Source organism: Pseudomonas sp. YuFO20 (genome assembly GCF_035064975.1).
GTDB classification, from domain to species: Bacteria; Pseudomonadota; Gammaproteobacteria; order Pseudomonadales; family Pseudomonadaceae; genus Aquipseudomonas; species Aquipseudomonas putida_AE.
Genome location: NZ_JAXDEO010000039.1, coordinates 45,696 through 67,950, shown reverse-complemented (window position 1 = coordinate 67,950; position 22,255 = coordinate 45,696). Strand labels below are relative to the sequence as shown.

Annotated in this window: 11 protein-coding genes; 4 read left to right on the top strand and 7 right to left on the bottom strand. The window is 64.1% G+C overall.

What is annotated here, in order from left to right; genetic code table 11:
• Nucleotides 1–235: hypothetical protein (locus tag SOP85_RS21260; RefSeq protein WP_323628127.1), on the top strand; the 235-nt coding region annotated here is incomplete at its 5' end.
• 1 nt (nucleotide 236) lies between these two features.
• Here the strand turns inward: SOP85_RS21260 and SOP85_RS21255 are convergent.
• The 5 genes from SOP85_RS21255 to SOP85_RS21235 form a co-directional block, all read right to left on the bottom strand.
• The gene (locus SOP85_RS21255) at nucleotides 237–464 is read right to left on the bottom strand and encodes an MbtH family protein (RefSeq protein ID WP_323628126.1); all 228 of its coding nucleotides are present in this window, start codon (nucleotides 462–464) and stop codon (nucleotides 237–239) included.
• 81 nt (nucleotides 465–545) lie between these two features.
• A complete protein-coding gene (locus SOP85_RS21250; RefSeq protein ID WP_323628125.1) occupies nucleotides 546–1,958 on the bottom strand; it encodes an aspartate aminotransferase family protein in 1,413 nt (470 codons plus the stop codon).
• Between the two features lie 41 nt (nucleotides 1,959–1,999).
• Nucleotides 2,000–2,521, bottom strand: coding sequence for a GNAT family N-acetyltransferase (locus SOP85_RS21245; protein WP_274073262.1), 522 nt, complete (start codon nucleotides 2,519–2,521; stop codon nucleotides 2,000–2,002).
• Nucleotides 2,522–2,612: 91 nt separating this feature from the next.
• Nucleotides 2,613–3,938: an ATP-binding protein gene (locus SOP85_RS21240; RefSeq protein ID WP_323607111.1), complete on the bottom strand. Its 1,326-nt coding sequence runs from the start codon at nucleotides 3,936–3,938 to the stop codon at nucleotides 2,613–2,615.
• Nucleotides 3,935–4,615: a response regulator gene (locus SOP85_RS21235; protein WP_034151358.1), complete on the bottom strand. Its 681-nt coding sequence runs from the start codon at nucleotides 4,613–4,615 to the stop codon at nucleotides 3,935–3,937. The genes SOP85_RS21240 and SOP85_RS21235 overlap by 4 nt, the downstream gene beginning before the upstream one ends.
• Nucleotides 4,616–4,769: 154 nt before the next feature.
• On the opposite strand from SOP85_RS21235, the gene dsbD reads away from it, so the two are divergent.
• From dsbD to dsbG, 3 genes are read left to right on the top strand one after another with little or no spacing between them, the layout of a single operon-like run.
• Nucleotides 4,770–6,506 (top strand): protein-disulfide reductase DsbD, encoded by a 1,737-nt coding sequence (gene dsbD / locus SOP85_RS21230; RefSeq protein WP_323628123.1) that lies wholly within the window; start codon nucleotides 4,770–4,772, stop codon nucleotides 6,504–6,506.
• Nucleotides 6,506–7,360 (top strand): TlpA disulfide reductase family protein, encoded by an 855-nt coding sequence (locus tag SOP85_RS21225; protein WP_274073259.1) that lies wholly within the window; start codon nucleotides 6,506–6,508, stop codon nucleotides 7,358–7,360. The genes dsbD and SOP85_RS21225 overlap by 1 nt, the downstream gene beginning before the upstream one ends.
• Entirely contained in the window at nucleotides 7,336–8,103 is a 768-nt protein-coding gene (gene dsbG, locus SOP85_RS21220; RefSeq protein WP_274073258.1) for a thiol:disulfide interchange protein DsbG, read from the top strand. Before SOP85_RS21225 ends, dsbG begins: the two co-directional genes overlap by 25 nt.
• A gap of 106 nt (nucleotides 8,104–8,209) precedes the next feature.
• On the opposite strand, the gene SOP85_RS21215 is transcribed toward dsbG, so the two are convergent.
• Both SOP85_RS21215 and SOP85_RS21210 read right to left on the bottom strand, forming a co-directional pair.
• Nucleotides 8,210–9,034 carry an alpha/beta fold hydrolase gene (locus SOP85_RS21215; RefSeq protein WP_323628122.1) on the bottom strand — a complete coding sequence of 275 codons (825 nt, stop codon included), beginning with the start codon at nucleotides 9,032–9,034 and terminating at the stop codon, nucleotides 8,210–8,212.
• Nucleotides 9,035–9,214: 180 nt separating this feature from the next.
• On the bottom strand, nucleotides 9,215–22,210 hold the full coding sequence (locus SOP85_RS21210; protein ID WP_323628121.1) for a non-ribosomal peptide synthetase: 12,996 nt from the start codon (nucleotides 22,208–22,210) through the stop codon (nucleotides 9,215–9,217).
• Between the last annotated feature and the right edge of the window lie 45 nt (nucleotides 22,211–22,255).

Sequence of the window (22,255 nt, the reverse complement as noted above, 5' to 3'; positions counted from 1 at the left end):
TTGCCAGGGAAGAGGCCCGAAAGGACGCCTTCGCCGGCAAGCCGGGCTCCTACAGGTCCGCGGCGGCCATCGATTCACGTGCGGTGCAAAACATTGTAGGAGCTGGCTTGCCGGCGAAGAGGCCCTAGAGGACGCCTTCGCCGGCAAGCCGGGCTCCTACAAGGGCATGTCGCTCCCAGATACGAAAAAGCCCGCTGACCTGACCGGTTCAGCGGGCTTTTTTGCAGGCGCTTGACTCAGTGCGCCACAGCCGCCTGCTCGTCCATCTTCTGGCGCAGGCTCAGCGGACGCATATCGGTCCAGGTCTCTTCGATGTAGGCCAGGCATTCCTTTTTCAGCCCGCTCTTGCCCACGGTACGCCAGCCCTCGGGCACGACTTTGTAGTCGGGCCAGATCGAGTATTGCTCTTCATGGTTGACCACGACCTGAAAGAGGATGTCCTCACGGTCGAATACTGACGTCATGCTGTCTCTCCATCGCTGTAGGGTGGGCTGTACGCTGTGTGCAGCCGCTATGTAGAAGGAACGTTACAGGGCCCGAAAAATTTAGAGACTGGCGGTGGCAGCGGCCAATGCCCGGCCGAAAATCTCGGCCACTCGATCGATTTCCGCGGCGGTGATCACCAGCGGTGGTAGGAAACGCACCACCGCGCCATGTCGCCCGCCCAGTTCAAGAATCAAGCCGCGCTTGAGGCATTCGCGCTGCACCAGCGGCGCCAGTCGCGCAAACGACGGTGGGTGACCCAGGGCATCGGGCGCGCCGGTCGGATCGACCAGCTCCACCCCGAGCATCAGGCCTCGACCCCGAATATCGCCCAGCTGCGGAAAGTCGCGCTGCAGGATGCGCAGGTGCTCGGTCAGGCGTTCGCCCATGGCGGCGGCGTGTTCGCAGACCTTGTGCTCCACCAGGTAACGCATCACCGCAGAACCGGCGGCCATCGCCATCTGATTGCCACGGAAGGTCCCGGCATGGGCGCCCGGCAGCCAGGTGTCGAGCCAGTCGCGATAGACCACCACGGCCAATGGCAAGCTGCCGCCGATGGCTTTCGACATCACCACCACGTCCGGAATGATCCCGGCGTGCTCGAAAGCAAACATCTTGCCGGTGCGCGCGAAGCCACTCTGGATCTCGTCGACGATCAGCGCCACGCCAGCTTTTTCGGTGATCCGGCGCAAGCCGCGTAACCAGTCGAGATCGGCCGGGATGACCCCGCCCTCCCCCTGCACCACCTCGACGATCACCGCCGCGGGCAATTGCACGCCGGCCTCTGGATCGTTCAGCAGGTTTTCCAGGTAGTTGAGGTTGGCCTTCACCCCCTGCGCACCGCCCAGGCCAAACGGGCAACGGTAATCGTAGGGGTACGGCATGAACTGCACGCCACTGCTGAGCAAGGCACCCAAGGGCTTTTTCGGCCCGAGGCTGCCCATCAGGCTCAGCGCGCCCTGGCTCATGCCGTGGTATCCGCCCTGGAACGACAGCACGGTGCTGCGGCCGGTGGCGGTACGTACCAGTTTCAAGGCGGCTTCCACCGCGTCGGTACCGGTAGGACCGCAGAACTGGATCTTCGCTTCAGCGGCCAGGGCCGGCGGTAACAAGCCGAACAGGTCCTGGACGAACTGATCCTTGACCGGCGTGGTCAGGTCCAGGGTGTGCAGCGGCAGTTCGTCCGCCAGCACGCGCTGGATCGCTTCGATCACCACCGGGTGGTTGTGCCCCAGGGCCAGCGTCCCGGCGCCCGCCAGGCAATCGATGAAGGTGCGGCCTTCGACGTCTTCGACATACAGGCCCTTGGCGCGTTTGAGTGCCAGCGGAATGCGTCGCGGGTAACTGCGGGCATTGGACTCCTGCTGGCTTTGACGCGCCAGCAACGGCGATTCGTTGAACTGATAAAGCGTCTCGGCCGGCACCGGAGTGATCCGGGCCGACTGGTCTTCCATAAGCCTGGTAGCGACTGACATCTCTCGACCCCTCAATAAGGTTTTCCTGTTCTGGAAACGCATCAGGGCGCCGGGGATTTAGACCCTTGATCGTCTTTCCATGAAGGTGACGCCAGGCCTTTGTGCATGGGGATGGCGTGAAGCCCCGCGACCATGAAGGATCGGGCACACCGCTGGTAGCCCAGGCGCCGATAAAACGCTTCGCTGGTCTTGGTGCTATAGAGTCGCGCCTGGTTCAGGCCCCGGGCGACCAACCAGCCTTCGAGGTCTTGCACCAGCGCCAGCCCCGCCCCTCGCCGGAACGATTCCGGCTGCACGTAACAGAAGGCGAGCGTGCCGGTGGTTGCGGCCATGGCGACGCCTACCGGCTTGTCCTGCAGCAGGGCGATGCTCAGGTACAACCGCTGATCGGTCAGCCACGGCTGGATGTGCTGGATGGTCTTGTTGTGGGTCCAGGTGGCAACGATGTGCGGATCGTTGCGATGGTCGAGCGCGCAACCGACCCGGATGGAGCGCTCGATGATGCGGCTGATGATGCCGGCGTCGGCCGGGGTTGCCTGGCAGGTGCGTATCGATGCTTCCATGGTGCTGTCACCTCAATCCGTTGAGAGTGAGCAAAACGATAGTTGTGGAAGGTCCAGGCGGCCAATGTCGAGAAGTTACATCTCATGTACGTCAGAGGGGTTGCAACGGCATCGTCAGCTCCACCCGCAATCCATCCGGCCGACTGTCGAAACGCAAGGTACAGCCGCAGCGCTGGACGATCGCCTGGACAATCGCCAGGCCGAGCCCACAGCCGTTGCTCTGGCCGTTGCGCCAGAAGCGTTGGGTCAAGTGTTGCAGGTCGTCTTCGGCAATGCCCGGGCCATGGTCGCGAACCACGAACTGCACGCGGTTGCCGGTGGTTTCCAGACTCAACTCCACCGGCCCGTTACCGGGTGTGTGGCGCAAGGCGTTGTCCAGGAGGTTGCGCAGCGCCGCAATCGACAGCACCGCGGGCATTTTCACCGGGGCGGGAGAAGCCCTTGTTGGCAGATGGAGCTTGATGCGCTGACGATCACCCCCGGCTGCATCCTGGATCGCCAGTTTCGCCACCTGCTCGGCACTGCACTGCACGCCATCGTCGAACGACAGGCTGCCCTCGACCCGCGCCAGCAACAGCAGTTGCTCAAGGGTTCGGTGCAGACGGTCAGCACCCTCTTCGGCCCGGGCCAGGGATTGATCCCGGGCCGCGCCGTCGGTCATGCGCGCCACTTGCAGGTGGGTCTTGATCGCGGTCAGCGGGCTGCGCAATTCATGGGCGGCGTCACCGGTCAGCCGCCGTTCCCGTTCGATGGTCTTGCCGATGCGCTGGAACAACTGGTTCTGTGTGTCGAGCAGCGGTTGCAGTTCGCTGGGCAACGGCTGCACCTGCAAAGGCTCCAGGGAGTCAGGGCTGCGGCGCATCAAGGCGTCGCGCATGCGGTTGAGCGGCGCCAGCCCTTGGCCGATGCCGAGCCAGAGCAGGCACAGGCAGCCGAGCAGCGCCACGCCCACCGGCACCGAAGCGGCCAGCAGGATCGACATGTTCAGCGCCTCGCGTTCAATCTGCCGATCGGCCGTGGTGATCCGCAAATCGCCACGGGCCAGGGTGAAACTGCGCCACGGCGCGCCGTCGATGATCTGGTCGTGGAAGCCCATTTTCTCGGCTTCCAGGGTTTGCCCCGGATCGCTGTGGCTGCGGGCGAGGATTTCCCCGCGCAACGAACTGACCTGACACGCCATGCCACCGGGAATGTTCAGTTGTTCAGCGCTGAAATGGGTGCCCTCGCCCTTGCTTGGCAACGCCGGTAATTGCTCCATGAGCCCGGCGACCATGCGCGCCGAGGCCACCAGGCGCTGGTCGAGGGAAAACATCATCTGATTGCGCAGGTCGCTGAGCATCCAGGCCGCGGCCAGCGCCCAGATCAGGGCAAAGGCGCCGCCGAGCGTCAGGCTCAGGCGCAAACGCAGGCTCATCACTTCGATTGATCTCCGCCATCGGCCGGCCCCAGGCGATAGCCCAGGCCGCGCACGGTCTCGACGATGCCGTTGCCGAGCTTGCGCCGCAGGTGATGGATATGGACGTTGAGGGCATTGCTCTCCAGTTCGTCGTTAAAACCGTAGACGCTGTCCTTGAGCTGCTCGGTCGACAGCACCCGGCCGCGGTTATGCAGTAGCGCCTGCAACAGCGACTGCTCGCGGCGCGACAGGTCCACCGGCTGGCCGGCCAGGGTGGTTTCGCGGCTGCTCGGGTCGTAGGTCAGGGCGCCGTGCTCGATCAGGTTGACGCTGCGACCGGCCACCCGCCGCAACAGCGTGTGCAGCCGCGCGGCGAGTTCGCGCAGGTCGAACGGCTTGAGCAGATAATCGTCGGCACCGGCCTGCAAGCCGTCGACCCGATCGGTGACCGAGTCGCGGGCCGTGAGAATCAGCACCGGCAACTCCAGGCCGTTGTGACGCAGTTGCTGCAGGAGTTTCAGACCGTCTTCGTCCGGCAGCCCGAGGTCGAGCACCATGACATCAAATTCGGCGACCTTGAGCATCGCCCGGGCCGCCGACGCGGTGGCGACATGTTCCACGGTCAGGCCCTGGGCCGTCAGGCCGGCGACGATGCCGCTGGCAATCAACTCATCGTCTTCGCAAACCAGTACGTGCATGGAGAGCCTCGTGTAAATAACGCTGATTAGGCCATCGACCGATTAAGCGGACATTATGCCGCAACTGCCGCTGAAACCCGGCGACCGGGGTTAATCATCGGTTAATCGACACCACCCATTGTGCAGCTCACTTGCTAAAGGATAAGGCTTTTCCATGCGTCAGCTGTTTCTACTCGTCGCCCTGCTGTTCTCCGGCCTGACCCAGGCGGGCGGCAATCCGTTCGAGACCAAACCCGACTTCCTGCCCGTCGACAAAGCGTTCGTTTTCACCTCCGAGCGCCTTGAGTCCGGCGAAACCCAGCTGTTCTGGCAGATTGCCGACGGTTATTACCTGTATCAGAAACGCTTGAAATTCGACGGTTTGCCTGTCGAGCAGCATCCCGCGCTGCCGGAAGGCGAAGCCCACAGTGACGAGTTTTTCGGTGAACAGCAGGTTTATCGTCAAGGCCTGGAGCTGAAGCTCCCGGCGGGCGCCAGCGGTCAGGTCAAGGTCAGTTACCAGGGCTGCGCCGATGCCGGGCTGTGTTATCCACCGCAAACCCGGGTCGTGGACCTGGGCAACTCGAACGCCTTGGGCACGGCCAATGAAGCGCCGGACCAGGCCCTGGCCAGCAATCTGCAGCAACGCGCCCTGGGCTGGAGCCTGCTGGTGTTCTTCGGCCTGGGCCTGCTGCTGGCGTTCACTCCGTGTTCGCTGCCGATGCTGCCCATCCTGGCCGGGTTGATCGTCGGCAGCGGCGCGACGCCAAAGCGTGGCGTGGCCCTGGCCGGCAGTTATGTGGTGAGCATGGCGCTGGTGTACGCGGCGATGGGTGTGCTGGCCGCATCCCTCGGGGCGAACCTGCAAGCCTGGCTACAAAACCCTTGGTTGCTGGGCAGTTTCGCGGCGATTTTCGTGCTGCTGGCCTTGCCGATGTTCGGTTTCTTCGAGCTGCAACTGCCGGTGGCGGTGCGTGATCGCCTGGAAAACGTCTCGCGCAACCAGCGCGGTGGCAGCCTGGTCGGCGCAGGTGCCTTGGGCGCGTTGTCCGGCCTGCTGGTCGGCCCGTGCATGACCGCGCCGCTGGCCGGCGCGCTGCTTTATATCGCGCAGAGCGGCAACGCGCTGCACGGTGGATTGATCCTGTTTGCCATGGGCATCGGCATCGGTGTGCCGTTGTTGCTGCTGGTGACGGTGGGCAATCGTTTCCTGCCCAAGCCTGGCGCCTGGATGAACCTGCTCAAGGGCATCTTCGGCTTCCTGTTCCTCGCCACGGCATTGCTGATGCTGCGCCCGGTGCTGGATGAGTCGCTGTGGGTCGGCATGTGTGGTGCATTGCTGCTGGTCGCGGCCTACAGCGCCTGGAAGCAGTCGGACGGATTTGGGCGCATCGCCCATCTGTTCGGCGCCACCTCGCTCCTGCTGGGTTTGTGGGGCAGCCTGTTGATGATCGGCGCGGCGGGAGGCAGTGATGACCTGTTCAAGCCATTGCAGGTGTTCCGCGCTTCCGGCTCGGCCGTCGCCGCCGTGCCCAGCGGCCACGACGCCTTTACCACCCTCAAGGACCCTGCGGCCTTGCAGCGCGAACTCGACGCGGCGCAGGCGCAAGGCCAGTGGGTGCTGCTGGACTACTACGCCGACTGGTGCGTGTCGTGCAAGGTCATGGAAAAACAGGTTTTCGGCAAAGCGAAGGTAATGCAAGCCTTGAGCGACGTGCGCTTGCTCCGACTGGACGTCACCGCCGACAATGCCGCCAGCCGTGAACTGCTCGGCCGTTACAAAGTGCCAGGCCCACCGAGCTTGCTGTGGATAGGTGCCGACGGCCTCGAGCGACGCAGCCAGCGCATCACCGGCGAGGTCGATGCCGACACCTTCCTGCAACGCTGGACCACCACCCGAGACGCCCGTTAATGCTGACCTTTACTCTCGGCACCTTTGCCATCGCGCTCAACCATTTGCTGCTGATCAGTGCATTGGTGCTGGCGACGTTCGTCGGTTGGCGGGTGGCCAAGCGCGGTGGCGAGAACCCCGAGTCGGTGCTGTTTAGCCTTTTCCTGATCGGCATGCTCGCGGCGCGGATCGGTTTCGTCGCCGTTTACTGGGCCCACTATCGCAGCGATCCGTGGCAGGTCATCGACCTGCGCGATGGCGGGTTCCTCGCCTGGCCAGGGGTCATCGCGCTGGTGCTCGCCGCGCTGTACCGGGGCTGGCGTCGCCCGGGCCTGCGCCGTCCGCTGGGCTTCGGCGTGGCCAGCGGCCTGGCGTTCTGGTTGCTGGCGACCTTCTCGCTGACCATTTATGAACAGGGCACGCGCCTCCCGGAGATCACCCTGCGCAATTCCGCCGGTGAAACCGTGCAACTGGCGGACTACAAGGGTGGCCCGCTGGTGATCAATTTGTGGGCCACCTGGTGCCCGCCCTGCCGCCGGGAAATGCCGGTGTTGGAAGACGCCCAGATGCAACGCCCGGACCTGACCTTCCTGTTCGTCAACCAGGCCGAAAGCATGCAAAGTGTCAGCACGTTCCTGGAGACCCAGGGCCTGAGCCTGTCCAACGTGCTGTTCGACGGCAGCGGTCGCCTGGGCCAGGCTGTCGGCTCAATGGCCTTGCCGACTACGCTGTTCTATAGTCCCGACGGCCGCCTGCTGGGCAGCCACCTGGGCGAGCTGTCGCAAGCCAGCCTGGCCCGCGCCCTGGAAAACTTCGATTCCGTACCTGCCACTTCTGCAAGGAAACTGCCATGCCCCGCCTCCGCCACCTGCTGACCCTGAGCCTGGGTGCCGCCCTGCTGCACCTGCCATCGGTGCAGGCCGAAGAGCTGCCCGAGGCGATCAAGAAGATCGAGGCCAAGGGCGCGAAAATCGTCGGTCAATTCGACGCCCCCGACGGCTTGCGCGGGTACGCGGCGCAATACCAGAACCGCGGTATGGCGCTGTACCTGACGCCCGATGGCAAGCATGTATTGCTGGGCAACCTGTACGACGAGAAAGGCAATGACCTGAGCAGCGCGCCGTTGCAGAAGCTGGTGTACGCGCCAATGTCCAAGGAAGTCTGGGCCAAGATGGAAACGAGCAACTGGATCGCCGACGGCAAGAAGGATGCGCCACGCATTGTCTACATGTTCAGCGACCCGAACTGCCCCTACTGCAACATGTTCTGGGAACAGGCGCGGCCGTGGGTCAAGGCCGGCAAGGTGCAGTTGCGGCACATCATGGTCGGGATCATTCGCGAGGACAGCCCGGGCAAATCCGCCGCGCTGCTGGCTGCGAAGGACCCGCAAAAAGCCCTGGCGGACCACGAAGCGGCTGGCAAGGGCAGCTCGCTCAAGGCCTTGAAAGAAGTGCCACCGGCGATCCAGGCCAAGCTCGCGGCCAATATGCAATTGATGGAAGACCTGGAGCTGCAGGCCACTCCGGCGATTTTCTATATGGATGACAAGGGCGAGTTGCAGCAACAGCAAGGGGCGCCTTCGCCGGATAAGTTGGCGCAGATTCTTGGGCCGAAGTAGTTTTCCGAAGATTCGGTGGTGAACTCACCGACGCCCTCGCGAGCAAGCCCGCTCCCACATTTTGACCGGGATCTACTGTGGGAGCGGGCTTGCTCGCGAAGAACGATTACGCGGTCGCTCGGGTTCTCTCGTTTAGAAACTGCAGCAACGCTTGAGTGACAAACCCCGGATTCTCCAGATTGGAAATATGCCCCGCCTCCGGCACCAGCACATACGGGCAACCAATCAACCCGGCCATTTCCTGCGTTTCACTCGGCGGACGTGGTTTGTCCTGATCGCCACACATCACCAGCGTGGTCGCTGCGTTCAATTGCCCCAGACGCGGCAACAGGTCATCCCGGCCAAAGGTAATCCGCCCCATCGGCACGATGCTTTCACGCAAACGCTCAGGCGGCAGCGCGGCGAGTTTGCTGCGGAAGTCCTGATACAGCGCCGACTGCGGATCGATGCCCGGACGGAAAAAGATCGGCACCACGATATCCAGCAATTGCGGCGAGATGACGCCGGTTTCTTCAATCATCTTGAACAGCGAAAAATAGTATTGCCGGGTCGGTTCCGGTTCGACACCGACGTAAGTGTCCATCAACACCAGCCCGTTGAGCCGTTGCGGCGCCGCCAACGCCAGGCGCACACCCCACATGCCACCCACCGACAGGCCGACCAGGGTCACGCGATCGATGTCCAGGTGATCGAGCAGCGCCAGGGCCTGGTGTGCGATGTCATCCAGCGACGTTGTGCCGGCAGGCAGCGGCCCGGATTCACCGTGGCCCCAGAGGTCCAGGGCGATTACCCGATACTGTTGCGACAATGTGGCAATCTGCGGGGCCCACATGGCTTGGTCCCACAGGTAACTGCCGGCCAGCAGGACTGCCGGGCCGGTGCCTTGATCGAGGTAGTGGAGGGGTTGGCCGTCTATCGTTACGAAGGGCATCGAGTGGCTCCGCCGGTGGAAAGGGAGCAGGAAGACTGAGCGGATGAGGGTCTGTAGTCAATCACACGAATGTATGCGTTCTTACAACCGCCTTCGCGAGCAAGCCCGCTCCCACATTTGACCGCGATCCAATGTGGGAGCGGGCTTGCTCGCGAAGAGGCCGGTACAAGCACTAAAGAATTACAGCCCCTCCAACTCCGCCATCAGATCATTCAACCGATCCACCTTCTCCTCGGTGATGTCACTTGCCGCCAACCCGTCGATGTACCCGGCCAATTCCTCCACCGTGCTGCATTCGAACATCGCCCGCAGCGGCACATCGCGCTGCAGGGTTTTCTGTACCCGCGAGGCGATCTGCGTGGCCAGCAGCGAATGCCCGCCCAATTCGAAGAAATTGTCGCGGATGCCGACTTTCTCCACCTTCAGCACCTCGGCCCAGATGTCCGCCAAAGTCTGCTCCAGGTCGTTGCGCGGCGCCTGGTAGTCCTGGCTTTGCAGCTGGCCGATCTCCAGCGCCGGCAGGGCCTTGCGGTCCAGTTTGCCGTTGGCGTTGAGGGGCAGCTTGTCGAGCCACAGCCAGTGCAGCGGCACCATGTATTCCGGCAGCTCGGCGCGCAGGCGTTGCTTGATGCGCTCCAGGCGTTCAGACGGATCGAGCGTCGAATCCGCCGCCACCAGATAGCCCAACAGATGCTTGCCATTGACCCCCTCCTGCACACCGACCGCCGCGTCGCGGACTTGCGGTTGTTCATGCAGGCGCGCTTCGATTTCACCCAGTTCGATGCGGTAGCCGCGAATCTTCACCTGATGGTCGATCCGCCCGACGTATTCCAGCACGCCGTCAGTGCGACGGCGGGCCAGGTCGCCGGTGCGATACAGACGCTCGCCCGGTGCGCCGAACGGGTTCGGCACGAACACTTGGGCAGTGCGCAGCGGATCGCTGACGTAGCCGCGCCCGACGCCGGTGCCCGCGACGCACAACTCGCCCACCGCACCCAGCGGCACCAGTTCCAGCGCACCGTCGAGCAGGTACAGGCGGTTGTTGTCGGTCGGCGTACCGATCGGCAAGTAGCTGCCGCGGGTGGAGGCCAGGTCGACGCGGAAGAACGCCACGTCATCCGAGCATTCCGCCGGGCCATAGGCATTCACCAGGCCGATCTGCGGGTAGCGCAGCAGCCATTGATGCGCCAGTTCCGGCGGCATCGCCTCCCCTGTCGGCAGCATCCAGCGCAGGCCGTCGAGGCTCATGCGCTCCTGGGCGAGCATGCCCTGGATCAGCGACGGCACGCTTTCCAGCACGGTGATGCCCTGGCTCTGCACATGGGCGAGCAAGCCTTGCGGGTCGTGGGCGATGGCGTTCGGCACGATGTCCACCCGCGCGCCGAACAATGGCGCGGCGAGGAACTGCCACACGGAAATATCGAAGCTTTGCGAAGCGGTCTGGGCAATCACGTCGGCCGCGCTCAGTTCCAGGTATGGCACCTTGCTCAACTGGTTGTTGAGCATGCCGCGCTGTTCGACCATCACGCCCTTGGGCAAACCGGTAGAGCCGGAGGTGTAGATCACGTAGGCCAGGTTATCCGGCCCGCTGTGGATGCCCGGATTGACCACCGATACATCGCTCGCCTGCACTTCTTCCCAGACCAGCAACCGCGGCCGACTGGCGCAACCAAACTCATCCAGCAACGCCAGCGCTTGTTCGTGACAGGCCCGAGTGCAAACCAGCAGCGGCGTGCGACTCAGGTCAATGATGCGGCTCAGGCGCTGGCTCGGCAGCCCCGGGTCCAGCGGCAGATAACCCGCACCCGCCTTGAAGCTGCCGATGATCATGCCGAGCAGGTCGAGGCTGCGCTCGGCCAGCAGCGACACCGGCTGATCCAGCCCGACGCCCGCCGCCATCAGTGCATGACCGAGGCGGTTGCTGCACTGGTTCAGCTCCAGGTAGCTGTATTGCCGATCCAGGCAACTGGCGGCGACCCGCTGCGGATGCGCGGCCACCTGTGCTTCAAACAATGCAACGTAGCTCTGCTCCAGCGGGTATGCGTGTTCGCTCTGGTTGCAGCCGTGGATCAGGAAGTCCTGCTCTTCGGCACCCAGCAGCGGCAGGTCCGCCATGTCGCCATGGAAGCCTTCGACCAACGCCAACAGCAGGCGCTTGAACTCGCCTAGTATGCGCTCGACCGTGGACTCGTCGAAATAACGCTGGTCATAGGACAGGTGCAAGCCCAGGTCATCCCCCGGATAACACACCGCCGTCAGCGGGAAGTTGGTGTGGGTGCGGCCCGAGTCCGAGGTCGCGTTCAGGCTTTGCGCACGGTCCAGTACCGAGACCTCCACCGGGGCGTTCTCGAACACGAACAGGCTGTCGAACAGCGGCTGGCCCTTGGGCAGTTCGCTATTTTCCTGGATGCTCACCAGCGGCAGGTATTCGTACTCACGCAGCTGCATGTTGCTGTCGAGCAGACCGCTCAGCCATTGGCGCACGCTGCAACGCTGATGGTCTTCGGGCATTTTCACCCGCAGTGCGATGCTGTTGATGAACAGGCCGACGGTGCGTTGCATCTCCGGCATCTGCACCGGACGCCCGGCCACGGTGACACCGAACAGCACGTCGCGATCACCGCTCAAGCGGCGCAATACCAGGGCCCACGCCGCCTGGGCAAAGGTGTTGATGGTCAGCTGATGGGCCTGGGCCAGTTCACGCAGGCGTGCACCGTCGCGGGCATCGAGGCGGGTGTAGCGATCGCCGACGATCATGCCGCCGCTGTCGCCGGCATGTTCGCGCAGGAACGGCCGGTCGCTCGGGATCGGCGTGGTTCGCTCGAAGCCTTGCAGGTTGGTTTTCCACCAATTCCGCGCTTCGGCCAGGCTCTGGTGTTGCAGCCAGGCGATATAGTCGCGGTAACGCGGCGGCACGGCCAACTGCGCTTCCCGGCCTTCGCCAAGGGCGGTGTAGATCTCGAAGAAGTCGTTCATCAGCAACGAACGGCACCAGGCATCGATCAGGATGTGGTGGTTGCTCATCATGAACCAGTAACGCCCCGCGCCCACCCGGATCAGGCGCAGGTGGAAGGGTGCCTGATTGAGCAGATCGAACCCGGCCTCGCGCTCGGACTTGAGCAAGGCCTGCAGCTTTGGCTCCTGCTCGGCGTCGACGATGTCGCTCCAGTCCAGATATTCGATCGGCGTGCTGCCCGGCTTGTGGATCACCTGCAGCATGTCTTCGCCGACATTCCAGCAGAACGAGGCACGCAGGGCTTCGTGGCGGGCGATCACCGCTTGCCAGGCCTGGGCGAAACGCTGGGGATCGAGCTCGCTGTTGATGCGGTAGCGATCCTGCATGTAGTACAGGCCCGTGCCCGGTTCCAGCAGGGTGTGCAGCAGCATGCCTTCCTGCATCGGCGTCAGCGGGTAGACGTCTTCGATCGCGGCTGCGGGAATCGGCAGCGCGTCCAGTTGCCCCTGGGTCAGTTTCGCCAGCGGGAAGTCCGACGGCGTCAGGCCGCCCGCATCATCGCCCAGGCAGTGCTCGATCAAGCTGCTCAGTTCGCCCAGGTAAGCATCGGCCAATTCGCTGATGGTCTGTGGCTCGTAACGTTCGGCGCTGAAGGTCCAGCGCAGCACCAGCTCGCCGCCATAGACCTGACTGTCGACGCTCAATTCATTGGGCAGCGGCGCCCGGGCATCGTGGGCCGCGCCGATGGTTTCATCCAGCGGATGGAACAGCGCATCGGCGGCAAAGCTCTGGTCGAACTGCCCCAGGTAGTTGAAGGTGATCGGTGCCACCGGCAGTTCGGCCATGCGCTGACGACTTGGCTCATCCGCCAGATAACGCAGCACGCCATAGCCCAGCCCCTTGTGCGGCACGGCACGCAGTTGCTCCTTGATCGCCTTGATCGAAGCGCCCTGCCCGGCCGCCTCTTCGATGTTCAAAGGTGTCAGGCGCAGCGGATAGGCGCTGGTGAACCAGCCGACGGTGCGGGTCAGGTCGATCTCGTCGAACAGCGCCTCGCGGCCATGGCCTTCGAGTTGGATCAGCGCCGAATCGTTGCCGCTCCAACGGCACAATACTCGGGCCAACGCGGTCAACAGCAGGTCGTTGACCTGGGTGCGATAAGCACTCGGCGCCTGCTGCAGCAATTGCCGGGTGCGCTCGCTGTCGAGGCGCACGCTGACGGTTTGCGCATGGCGATGCTGACGGCCACCTTGCGGATGATCGCAGGGCAGCTCGGCGCTCGGCCCGGCCAATTGCGTCTGCCACCAGCCCAGTTCTTCACGCAGGGATTCGCTGCCGGCATAGGCCTGCAAGCGCGCGGCCCAGTCCTTGAAGGCGCTGGTTTTGGCCGGCAGTTTCACCGGCTGTTGTGCGTCGAGCTGGCGATAGACGTTCTGCAGATCGTCCAGCAGCACACGCCAGGAAACGCCATCGATCACCAGGTGGTGAATCGCGATGAACAGGCGTTGCTGGCCTTCGGGACCATCGACCAGCAGCACACGCAGCATCGGCCCTTCTGCAAGATCGAGGCTGCGCTGGGCATCGGCGAACAGGGCGGCGCATTGGTCCATGGACGTGACGCGCACTTGCCACAGTACCGGCACATCGGACATCGCCTGGTGCCGGGCTTGCCATTGACTGCCCACCTGGCTGAAGCGCAAGCGCAACGCATCGTGCTGTTCAATCACCGCCAGCAGCGCCTGCTCCAGGCGATGGGGTTCCAGGGTCACGCTCGGTTGCAGCAACAATGCCTGGTTCCAGTGTTGGCGTTGGGGAATGGCGGTGTCGAAGAACCAGTGCTGGATCGGCGTCAGGCGCGACTCGCCGCTGATCAAACCTTGCTCGGCGGTGACCTGCTCGGTGCGGGTCGCCACGGCGGCGAGGGTCTGCACGGTCTGGTGCTGGAACAGGTCGCGGGGGCTGAAGTGAATACCCTGCTGCCGCGCGCGGCTGACCACCTGGATCGACAGGATCGAGTCGCCACCGAGCTCGAAGAAGTTATCGTTGAGCCCGACCTGTTCGACGTTCAGCACTTCGCACCAGATCTGCGCCAACGCCAGCTCCAGCTCGTTGCTCGGTGCCACATACTGCTGGCGGTTCAACTCGGGGTCTGGCGCCGGCAGGGCGCGGCGGTCGAGTTTGCCGTTGGCGGTCAGCGGCATGCTCGCCAGCAGGACCAGGTGCGTGGGCACCATGTAATCCGGCAGCTGGGATTTGAGGTGCGACTTGAGGGCTTCGCGCAGTGCGCTTTGTCGGGACTCGTCCTGTTCGGCGACGTCGCAGACCAGATAACCCACCAGCTGTTTGCCGCTCGGTGCATCGAGCGCCAGCACCACCGCTTCGCGCACCGATTCATGCTCCAGCAACCGGGTTTCGATCTCACCCAGCTCGATGCGGAAACCGCGAATCTTCACTTGATGGTCGATACGCCCCAGGTACTCCACCAGGCCATCGGCGCGCTGGCGCACCAGGTCGCCGGTGCGGTAGATACGCCCGCCGTTGCCGGCAAAGGGATTGGCCACAAAACGTTCCGCGGTCATGCCCGCACGCTGGTGATAACCCTGGGCCAGGCCGGCACCACCGACGTACAACTCGCCGGTCGCACCCTGCGGCACCAACGCCAGGTCGGCATCGAGAATGTACGCCACGCGGTCACCGATCACGCTGCCGATCGGCACACTGCTGGCGCCTTCTTCCAACACCTGGGGCGCGAGGCTGGCCAGTGGCATGACCACGGTTTCCGTCGGGCCGTAGGCGTTGAAGAACAGCTTGGGATTGAACGCTGCACGAATCCGCGCCAGGTGTTCACCGGTCAGCGCTTCGCCGCCAGTGATGATCATGCGCACCGGCAGTGTTGCGTTTTGGGTCGCCAGCCACTGCGCCAACTGGCTGCCGTAGCTCGGGGTGAAACCGAGGATGTTGATGGGGTGGCGACGGATCAGGCCACAGATTTCTTCCGCGTCCCATTGGCCCTGGGCACGCAGCACCACCTGGGCACCGCTCAACAGCGGCACCAGCAGACGCTCGGTGGCGGCGTCGAAGTTGATCGAATAGAAGTGCAGCTCGCAGTCGTCGGGGCGCATGGCGAAACGCTCGATTACCGCGCGACAATGCATGGCGATTTCGCCGTGGGACACCACCACGCCTTTCGGTTTGCCGGTGGAGCCCGAGGTGTAGATCAGGTAGGCCTGGTGTTGCGGCAGGTTGATGTTTGGCAGTTCGGTGACCGGGTAGTTGACCAGCGCCGCGCTGTCTTCTTCCAGGCACCAGCGGCCAACGCCCGCAGGCAGATCGCCAAGGGCCTGGAACATTGTCGCGTCACTGAGCAGTAATCCGACGCCACTGTCTTCGATCATGTAGTGCAAGCGATCCAGCGGGTATTCCGGGTCCAGCGGCACGTAGGCGCCACCGGCCTTGAGGATCGCCAGCAGGCCAACGACCATCTCCAGCGAACGCTCGAGCGCCAGGCCCACGCGCACCTGCGGGCCGACGCCGCGCTCGCGCAGCATCCAGGCCTGGCGATTGGCGCGGCTGTCGAGTTCGGCGTAACTCAAGGTCTGCCCGGCGAAGGTCAAGGCCGGCGCATCGGGACGTGCTTGGGCCTGTTCGCTGAACAACTGATGGATGCACTGGTCGAGTCGATGCTCGCCCGGCTCGACGCCAAGGCTATCGAGCAACTGCTGTTGTTCGCCGGCGTCGAGCAACGGCAATTCACTGAGGCGCTGTTGCGGATCGGCAATCAGCGCCTCCAGCAGGTTGCGCCAATGGGCGGCCATGCGCGCAATGCGCGGCTCGTCGAAGAGGTCGGTGCTGTAGGTCAGGCAGCAACCGAGGCGATGATCGAGATCGGTGACTTCCAGGTTGAGGTCGAACTTGGTCGCGCGGGCATCGTTGGCCAGGTATTCGACGGTCATGCCGGCGAGGCGGCGGCTCTGCTGGAACTCCCAGCGCTGCACGTTGCACATCACCTGGAACAGCGGGTTGTAGGCGGCGCTGCGCGGTGGCTGCAAGGCTTCCACCAGATGATCGAACGGCAGGTCCTGATGGGACTGGCCTTCGATCACGGTATGGCGCACCTGCTCGAACAACTCGCCGACGGACATCTGCCCGTCCAGTTGGCAACGCAGCACCTGGGTGTTGAGGAACGCGCCGATCAGCCCTTCGCTTTCCGGGCGAATGCGGTTGGCCACCGGCGCGCCGATGCGCAGGTCGGTCTGGCCGCTGTAGCGGTACAGCAGCGTGGCGAGGGCGGCGGTCATGGTCATGAACAGGGTCAGGCCATTTTGCGCGTTGAAGGCGCGGACCCGTGCCGCCAGCTCATCGCTCAGGTCGAAACGGTACAACTCACCCTGGTGACTTTGCACCGGCGGACGCGGACGGTCGGCCGGCAATTCCAGCAGCGGATGTTCACGGCCCAGTTGCGCCGTCCAGTAGTCGAGCTGGCGCTGGCGTTCACCGGACTCCAGCCATTGACGCTGCCAGACACTGTAATCCAGGTACTGCACCGGCAACGGCGCCAGCGGCGATTCGCGGTCGTCTACAAAGGCTTCGTACAGCGCACTGAGTTCCCGGGCGAAGATGTCCATCGCCCAGCCTTCGGTGACGATGTGGTGCAGGGTCAGCACCAGGTAGTGTTCCTGCTCGGCGGTCTTGACCAGGCAGGCGCGCAGCAGCGGTCCGGTTTCCAGATCGAAGGGTTGGTGCGCCTCATCGTCGGCCAGTTGCTGCACTTGCCACTCGCGGCCATCGGCATCCAGCGCGGTGAAGTCCTTGCAGTCCAGGCGCACGCCGGCCTCGGCATGCACCTGCTGGCGCGCGACGCCATCGACGCTCGGGAAAGTGGTGCGCAAGGTTTCGTGACGCTGGATCAAGGCCTGCAACGCGGCCTCGAAACGCTCGACATCCAGCACCCCGCGCAAGCGCGCCATGCCGCCGACGTTGTAGGCCGGGCTGTCCGGCTCCATCTGCCAGAGGAACCACATGCGCTGCTGGGAATAGGACAGCGGCACCGCTTGGCTGCGGTCGACCCTGGCGATCGGCGGCTGTTCGTTGGTGCGGCCGCTGGCCTGGATCAAACGCACCTGTTCGGCAAAGGTGCCCAGCTCACTGTGTTCAAACAGCGCGCGCAGCGGCAACTCGACGTCGCAGGCCTGGCGAGTGCGTGAAATGATTTGCGTGGCCAGCAGCGAATGGCCGCCGAGGGCAAAGAAGTCATCGCACAGGCCGACTTGTGCAAGGCCCAGCACTTCACGCCAGATGCCGGCGATCTGCTGTTCCAGCGCAGTCACAGGCGCGACGTGTTCACGCACCTGCCACTGGGGTTCCGGCAAGGCCCGACGGTCGAGTTTGCCGCTCGGGCTGAGGGGCATTTGCTCCAGGCGCATCAGTTGTGCCGGGACCATGTATTCCGGCAGTTCGGCGGCCAGAGCGGTTTGCAGGCGGGTGCTTTGGGCTTCTTCGGACTCAGTGGAGTCGGCGGTATAGTAACCGATCAACTGACCGCCGGCTGACGTTTCGCGGACAAGCACCACCGCCTGGGTGACGCCGACTTGCGCCAACAGCCGCGCTTCGATTTCCTCCGGCTCGACACGGAAGCCGCGCAGCTTGACCTGCTGATCGAGACGTCCGAGGTATTCGATCACACCATCACTGGTCCAGCGCGCACGGTCACCGGTGCGGTACAGACGCGCGCCATGCTCGCCCAGTGGATCGACCACAAAACGCTCGGCGGTCAGGCCCGGACGCCCCAGGTAACCGCGGGCCAGGCCGATACCGCTGATGCACAGTTCCCCCGGCACACCGGCCGGCACCGGGTTGAGGACGCTGTCGAGGACACGGCAGACGACGTTGCCCAACGGTCGACCGATCGGCGAGCGCTCGCCATCGGCGGCGGTGCAGTGCCAATGGGTCACGTTGATCGCGGTTTCGGTCGGGCCGTAGCGGTTGTGCAATTGCACCGCCGGCAGTTGTTCCAGCACGCGGTTGCGCAGTTCGGCCGGCAGCGCTTCGCCACCGCAGAACAGCCGGCGCAGGCTGGTGCATTCGGCGCTGAGCGACTCGTCGATGAACACCGCCAGCAGCGACGGCACGAAGTGCAGCGTGGTCACCCCGTACGCTTGGACCAGCTGCGCGATGCGCTGCGGATCGCGGTGCTCACCCGGCCCGGCAAGCAGCAGCCGGGCCCCGGTGATCAACGGCCAGAAGCACTCCCACACCGACACGTCGAAACTGATCGGCGCTTTCTGCATCAGCACATCGGTTTCACTCAAGCGGTAAGTGTCCTGCATCCATTGCAGGCGTTCGGCGAGGGCCGCGTGGGTGTTGCCGACGCCTTTCGGTTGGCCGGTCGAGCCGGAGGTGTAGATAACGTAGGCCAGGTTGTCGCCGTGCAAATGCAGGCCCGGCGCATGGCTCGGCCAACTTTCCAGATGCAGGGCATCCATGGCAATGACGCTGACGCCTTCGCTGACAGGCAGGCGATCGAGCAACGGTGTTTGCGTCAGCAGCAAATCGACCTTGCTGTCGCTGAGCATGTAGGCCAGGCGCTCGGCCGGGTAATCCGGATCGAGCGGCACGTAGGCGCCACCGGCCTTGATGATCGCCAGCAGGCCGATCAGCAGTTGCGGCGAACGCTCGCAAGCAATGGCCACGCAGACATCCGGACCGACGCCTTTGTCGCGCAGGTAGTGGGCCAGGCGATTAGCCTGGGTGTGCAGCTCGGCGAAATCAAGGCTGCCGCCGTCCCACATCAGCGCGGTGCGCTCCGGGGTCTGGCGCGCTTGATGGTTGAGCAGTTCCGGTAGCCATTGGCTGGCGGGCGGGCAAGGTGCAACGGCCCATTCGGCTTGCTGATTAATTTCAGGTCCGGTCAGCAGAGGCAGGTCGCCGATGGCGGTTTCCGGTTGCTCACCGATGGCGCGCAACAGGTGGCTGTAATGCTCGGCCAAGCGCTCGATGGTCGCTGCATCGAACAGCTCGCTGGCGTAGTCGAAGGACAGGCTCAAGCGACCGTTGCGGTCTTCTTCGCTGTGCAACTGCAGGTCGAACTTGGCCTCGCGGCTGTGCCACGGCAGCTCTTCGGCGAGCAGCCCGGGCAGGCGCTTCAAGGCGCTGAGATCGCGCTGCTGATGGTTGAACATGACCTGGAACAGGCCTTGTTCACGGGCCTGGGGGAAGGCCTCAAGCAGTTGCTCGAAGGGCAAGTCCTGATGCGCCTGTGCACCCAACGCGGCCTGGCGGGTTTGCGCCAGCAGCTCAACGAACCGCAGGCGCGAATCCACCTCGGCGCGCAGCACCTGGGTGTTGATGAAGAAGCCGATCAGACCTTGGGTTTCCAGGCGCGGACGGTTGGCATTCGGCACGCCGATGCGGATGTCGCGCAGTCCGCTGTAGCGATGCAACAGGGTCTGGAACGCGGCGAGCAACAGCATGTACGGCGTGGCTTCGTGGGCATGGGCGGTGCGGCGAATGGCATCGCTCAGCGCCGCGTCCAGGCGCACGGTGTGGCGGGCGGCGCTGTGCAGCTGTTGCGCCGAGCGCGGGTGGTCGGTGGCCAGGCTGAGAGTCGGATGCTCATCGCCCAACTGCGCCTTCCAGTAAGCCAGTTGGCGCTCGCCCTCCCCTTGCGCCAGCCATTGGCGCTGCCAGCTGCCGTAGTCGGCGTACTGGGTCGGCAGCGGCGCGAGCGTGGCCTGTTGCCCTTGGGTTACCGCCGCGTACAGCCGGGAAAATTCGTCGATCAACACATTCATCGACCAGCCGTCAGCGATGATGTGGTGCATCGTCACCAGCAGCTGGTGATCTTCGTCGTCGAGGCGCACCAGCGTCACCCAGAGCAACGGACCTTTCTTCAGGTCGAACTGGGTGCGCGCTTCGTCCTCGCGGATTTGCCGGGCCCGGGCTTCACGTTCGGCCATCGGCAGATCGCTGATGTCGATGCATTGCAAATTGAATTCAGCGGAAACATCGACCTGCTGCAACGCCACACCGTCACGCTCGAAGAAGCGCGTGCGCAGGGATTCGTGGCGCTCGATCAACTGCTGGAAACTGCTGCGCAGCGCGTCTTCGTCGAGTTCGCCACGCAGGCGCAAGGCACCGGGAATGTTGTAGGCGCTGCTCTGCGGATCGAGTTGCCAGGTGATCCACAGGCGATTTTGCGCCAGGGATTGCGGCATGGCCTCGGTGCGCGACAGCGAGGTGATCGCGCCTTGGGCCAGACCTCCGTCCTGCTGTTGCCGGGCCACCGCTTCGGCGAACGCACCCAGGGTCGGCGCTTCGAACAGCAGGCGCAGGTTGAGCTCCAGGCGGAGTTGTTCGCGCAGACGCGCCACCACCTGCGTGGCCGCGATGGAGTTACCGCCCAGCAGGAAGAAGTGATCGTCGGCAGCGACCTGCTGGACCTGCAATTGCTCGCACCAGATCCGGCCGATCAGGCTTTGCAATTCCGAGCCAGATTCGCTGTTGGTTGCGCTTTCGCTGACCACCGAAGGGAACAGCGCATAACTGTCGAGGCTGCCATCCGCCAGGCGATTGCGGCACGCCGAGCGTTGCAGTTTGCCGCTGGAGGTCTTGGGCAAGGCGCCCGGATTGAGCAGCACCACCACGCTCGGCGCTTGCTGATAGGCCTCGGCCACGGCCTGGCGGATGGCTTTGATCAAGCCGTCGGGCGGCAGGATTTTCTGCACGCTGCGGCCGATTTCCGCGGCAATGCCGATGCCTTCCTCACCGTCGATATTCACCGCAAAGGCGGCGACGCGTCCCTTGCGCACCACCTCAACTTCACGCTCGACGGTCTGCTCGATGTCCTGTGGATAAAGGTTGTGCCCACGCACGATCAGCATGTCTTTAAGGCGCCCGGTGATGAACAGTTCACCCTCGCGTTTGAAGCCCAGGTCACCGGTGCGCAGCCAGCTTTTGCCGGCATGCTGGACGAAGGTCTTGGCCGAGGCCTCGGGGTTGCGCCAGTAGCCGTGGGCGATGCTCGGGCCGCTGGCCCAGACTTCACCGACCGCGTTGTCCGCCAGCTCGCTGAGCGACGCCGGGTCGATGATCAACACCGCATGCTCCGGCTGGCTGATGCCGCAGCTCATGATCGCGCTGCCCTCGCCGGCTTTGGCACGGTTTTGCGCCAGGGCCGCGTCGTCCACCCGCAGATTGCCGATGCCTTGGCCGCGCGGGGTACCGGCGACGAACAGCGTGGCTTCCGCCAGACCGTAGGAAGCCATGAAACTGTCTTCGGTGAAACCGCAGCTGGCGAACTTCTCGGCGAAGCGCTCGAGGGTGTCGAGACGAATCGGTTCCGACCCGGAATAGGCCACGCGCCAGCCGCTCAGGTCGAGGCGCTCCAGGGCCGACTCACTGACCCGTTCGCTGCACAGGCGATAGGCAAAATCCGGCCCGCCGCTGATGGTGCCGCCGTATTCGCTGATCGCTTCGAGCCAGCGCAGCGGCCGGCCGAGGAAGTACGCCGGCGACATCAACACGCAAGGCACGCCGCTGAAAATCGGCTGCAACAGGCCGCCGATCAGGCCCATGTCGTGGTACAGCGGCAGCCAGCTGACGATCACGTCGTCGGGGTTCAGGTCGATGCCGAAACCGTGGCGGATCAGCAATTCATTCGCCACCAGATTGCCGTGGCTAACCTGCACACCTTTGGGCAATGCGGTCGAACCGGAGGTGTATTGCAGGAAGGCGATGTCATCGTCTGCCAGGTCCGGCGCGACCCAGCGTTCGGCGTGGACGCTGTCGAGGGTATCGACACACAGCAGCGGCGGCGCGCCTTCAATCTGCAGCAAAGAATCGCGCAGCCCGGCGCTGGTCAGCAACAGGCGCGGCTCGGCATCGCCGATGATCGACAGCAGACGCTCCTGGTGATGCCGGCGCGCCGATTCCGGCGGATAGGCCGGCACCGCGATCACCCCGGCATACAGGCAACCGAAAAACGCCGCGACGTAATCAGGACCACTGGGAAACAACAACACCGCGCGATCACCAAAACCGGCCTCGGCCTGCAGCGCGCCGGCTATGGTGCGCGCCCGCTGATCCAGCTCGCGATAACTGAGCACCACAGCCTGGTCCCGGGTTTCGGCGAGAAAACGCAAGGCCACCCGATCCGGCGTCAGGGCCGCGCGGCGCTGGAGGGCTTGGACCAGTGTGCTGGGGAGTTCGAACGCGTCGGTCATGAGGTTTCCTGCCTGAATTCGGCTTGCAATTGGAATCGGTGTCGT

Excerpts from the sequence above, each read along its gene's own strand:
- SOP85_RS21255 (WP_323628126.1), bottom strand. The coding sequence starts at position 464 with ATGACGTCAGTATTCGACCGTGAGGACATCCTCTTTCAGGTCGTGGTC.
- SOP85_RS21250 (WP_323628125.1), bottom strand. The coding sequence starts at position 1,958 with ATGTCAGTCGCTACCAGGCTTATGGAAGACCAGTCGGCCCGGATCACT.
- SOP85_RS21245 (WP_274073262.1), bottom strand. The coding sequence starts at position 2,521 with ATGGAAGCATCGATACGCACCTGCCAGGCAACCCCGGCCGACGCCGGC.
- SOP85_RS21235 (WP_034151358.1), bottom strand. The coding sequence starts at position 4,615 with ATGCACGTACTGGTTTGCGAAGACGATGAGTTGATTGCCAGCGGCATC.
- dsbD (WP_323628123.1), top strand. The coding sequence starts at position 4,770 with ATGCGTCAGCTGTTTCTACTCGTCGCCCTGCTGTTCTCCGGCCTGACC.
- SOP85_RS21225 (WP_274073259.1), top strand. The coding sequence starts at position 6,506 with ATGCTGACCTTTACTCTCGGCACCTTTGCCATCGCGCTCAACCATTTG.
- dsbG (WP_274073258.1), top strand. The coding sequence starts at position 7,336 with ATGCCCCGCCTCCGCCACCTGCTGACCCTGAGCCTGGGTGCCGCCCTG.
- SOP85_RS21215 (WP_323628122.1), bottom strand. The coding sequence starts at position 9,034 with ATGCCCTTCGTAACGATAGACGGCCAACCCCTCCACTACCTCGATCAA.
- SOP85_RS21210 (WP_323628121.1), bottom strand. The coding sequence starts at position 22,210 with ATGACCGACGCGTTCGAACTCCCCAGCACACTGGTCCAAGCCCTCCAG.